3 protein-coding genes are annotated in these 3,104 nt (G+C 70.4%); 1 reads left to right on the top strand and 2 read right to left on the bottom strand.

Annotation, left to right across the window (positions count from 1 at the left end; genetic code table 11):
* Together AB3X43_RS07160 and ssb are read right to left on the bottom strand one after the other, a co-directional pair.
* A partial coding sequence (locus AB3X43_RS07160; RefSeq protein WP_369429172.1) for a dioxygenase family protein occupies positions 1 to 830 on the bottom strand: 830 nt, incomplete at its 3' end.
* Positions 831 to 920: 90 nt separating this feature from the next.
* Positions 921 to 1,475, bottom strand: a complete 555-nt coding sequence (gene ssb / locus AB3X43_RS07165) for a single-stranded DNA-binding protein (RefSeq protein WP_369429173.1) — start codon at positions 1,473 to 1,475, stop codon at positions 921 to 923.
* A 179-nt stretch (positions 1,476 to 1,654) separates the two neighbouring features.
* Between ssb and recQ the strand changes: the two genes are divergently transcribed.
* The coding region (gene recQ, locus AB3X43_RS07170) for a DNA helicase RecQ (RefSeq protein ID WP_369429174.1) at positions 1,655 to 3,104 on the top strand (1,450 nt) is incomplete at its 3' end.

The raw sequence follows: 3,104 nt of genomic DNA on the forward strand, positions 1-3,104 counted from the left end.
TAGTGGTCCGGCAGCGGCACGGCGTGCTGGGCTTCCGGCGTGAGCTGCGTGTGGTCGGCCAGCGCACGGGTGTCGCCGGCGTCGATGGCCTGCTTGACGCGCTGGTCGAAGTCATCGGCCCAGGGCGCCAGACCGCGCGGTGAAGCAATCTCGTCGCGCATCGTGTCGCTCAGGTTGTGCACCACATTGCCGCTGCCCAGGATCAGCACGCCCTCGTCGCGCAGCGCCGCGAGCGCCCGGCCTGCGGCGAGGTGCCAGGCGCCGCTGCGGGCGATGTCGATCGACCACTGGAAGACGGGCACGTTGGCCGCCGGGTAGAGGTGGTGCAGCACGGTCCATGCGCCATGGTCCAGCCCGCGGTCGTCCGCCAGCCCGATGCGCTGCGGGCCGAGCCGGTGGGCAGCACGCTGCGCGAACCCGGGCGCACCAGGGGCGGGGTAGGCCATGGCGTTGAGCTGCGCCGGGAAGCCGCCGAAGTCGTGGATCGTCTGCGGCCGGGGCGCGAGCGACACCTGCACCTGGTCCTGCGTCAGCCAGTGCGCCGAGACCACGAGGATCGCCTTCGGCAAGCCCAGGTCGCGGCCCCACTGGCGCAGCGTGCGGGTGAAGTCGTTGTCCTGGATCGCGTTCATCGGGCTGCCGTGGCCGATGAAGATGGCCGGCGCGCGGCCGGTCATCAGCGGTCGGTCGTCCGGTGGCTCGGGCGGGACTGCCGCCGCGCCGGAGGTGCGCCACCAGCTCGCCAGCCCCGACGCGACGGCCAGCGCCGAGCCGCCGAGGAGGATCTGGCGGCGGGAGGCGAGGGGTTTGGAGTGGGGGTGGTCGGGCATGGTTGGACGTGGAGACTGTCCGACCATCGTAGGAGCGCCCGGGTGCCTGATCGTTCAGGCGCTTTGAATGCCCGGGATCAGATCACCTGGTCAGAACGGGATGTCGTCATCCATGTCGTCGAACCCGGTCGACGACTTCGGCGCAGGCGCCGGTGCCGGACGGGGCGCGGGCGCCCGTGGCGGCGCAGCCGGACGGGGTGCTGCCGCACGCGGAGCCGGAGCCGGCGAATAACCGCCACCGCCACCCATGTCGTCGCCGTACTCGGTGCTGCCACCGCTGCTGCGGCCACCACCACCGCCTCCGCCCTCGTCACGCCCGCCCAGCAGCTGCATCTGGTCGGCGACGATCTCGGTGGTGTAGCGGTCGTTGCCGTCCTTGTCCTGCCACTTGCGGGTCTTCAGGCGGCCTTCGATGTAGACCGGGCGGCCCTTGCGCAGGTACTCGCCGGCGACTTCGGCCAGGCGGTCGTACATGACGACCGAGTGCCATTCGGTCTCCTCGACGCGCTCTCCGGATTCCTTGCTCTTCCAGTTGCGCGTGGTGGCCAGGCGCAGGCTGCAGATGGCCGAACCGCTGGGGGTGTAGCGCATCTCGGGGTCTTTGCCGAGGTTGCCGATGAGGATGACTTTGTTGATCGAGGCCATGGCCGCGCGCTCCTGTGGGGTGCTGTGCTCTCCGGGGCCGGGGGGGTGGTCCGGGCCGGAATGTGTGACAAGTTGGGGGGCAATTGTGCCGCACCGCCACCCGGCACGGCAGGCGGTCGCTCTCCCCCATGCGGGCGAGATCGCGACCGCACGGGGCTCGCGTACCATCGGCCTCAGCCATGAATAGCCCTGCTTCCTCCTCTGCCGCCCGCCAGGTTCTCGCCGACGTCTTCGGCTATCCCGCCTTCCGCGGCCAGCAGCAGGCCATCGTCGACCAGCTCATCGGCGGCGGCGACGCGCTGGTGCTGATGCCCACCGGCGGCGGCAAGAGCCTGTGCTACCAGATCCCGGCCATCGTCCGCCACCGCGCGGGGCAGGGCGTGGCGGTGGTCGTCAGCCCGCTGATCGCGTTGATGCAGGACCAGGTGGGTGCGCTGGACGAGGTGGGCGTGGAGGCAGCCTTCCTCAATTCCACGCTGAGTCCGCAGCAGGCGGCGTCGGTCGAGCAGGGGCTGCTGTCGGGCCGGCTGACCATGCTCTACGCCGCGCCGGAGCGGCTGCTGACGCCCCGGTTCCTGGCGATGCTGGAGTCGCTGCACGAGCGTGGCCAGCTCTCGCTCTTCGCCATCGACGAGGCGCATTGCGTCAGCCAGTGGGGCCACGACTTCCGCGAGGAATACCTCGGCCTGAGCGCGCTGCACGAGCGCTTCCCCGACGTGCCGCGCATCGCGCTGACCGCCACCGCCGACGACCACACCCGCGCCGACATCATCGAGCGGCTGCAGCTGCAGGACGCGAAGCTGTTCATCAGCAGCTTCGACCGCCCGAACATCCGCTACACCATCGTCGAGCGCGACAACGCCCGCACGCAGCTGCTGCGCTTCCTGCGCGACGAGCACGAGGGCGATGCCGGTGTCGTCTACTGCGGCAGCCGCAAGAAGGTGGAAGAGACGGCGGCGTGGCTGCAGGACGAGGGCATCCCGGCGCTGCCCTACCACGCCGGTCTGGACGCCGGCGTGCGCAAGCGTCACCAGGACCGCTTCCTGCGCGAGGAAGGGTTGGTCATGGTGGCGACCATCGCCTTCGGGATGGGCATCGACAAGCCGGACGTGCGCTTCGTCGCCCACCTCGACCTGCCCAAGAACATCGAAGGCTATTACCAGGAAACCGGCCGCGGCGGCCGTGACGGCGCACCGGCGGATGCCTGGATGACCTACGGCCTGGCCGATGTCGTCAACCAGCGCCGCATGATCGACGAGAGTCCGGCGGCCGACGACTTCAAGCGCGTGCAGCGCGGCAAGCTCGACGCGCTGCTGGCGCTGGCCGAGGCCCACGACTGCCGGCGCGTGCGGCTGCTGGCGTATTTCGGCGAGGACAGCCAGCCCTGCGGCAACTGCGACAACTGCCTGCACCCGCCCGTCACCTGGGACAGCACCGACGCGGCCCGCAAGGCCTTGTCGTGCATCTACCGCTTTGCCCAGCACGGTCGCGAATCCCACGGCGCCCGCAGCTTCGGCGTGGCCTACCTGATCGACGTGCTGCGTGGCAAGCGCACCGAGAAGGTCGAGCAGTACGGCCATGCCGGCCTGAGCACCTTCGGCATCGGCACCGACCTGAGCGAGCAGCAGT

Source organism: Sphaerotilus sp., from assembly GCF_041083715.1.
Lineage (GTDB): Bacteria > Pseudomonadota > Gammaproteobacteria > Burkholderiales > Burkholderiaceae_C > Sphaerotilus.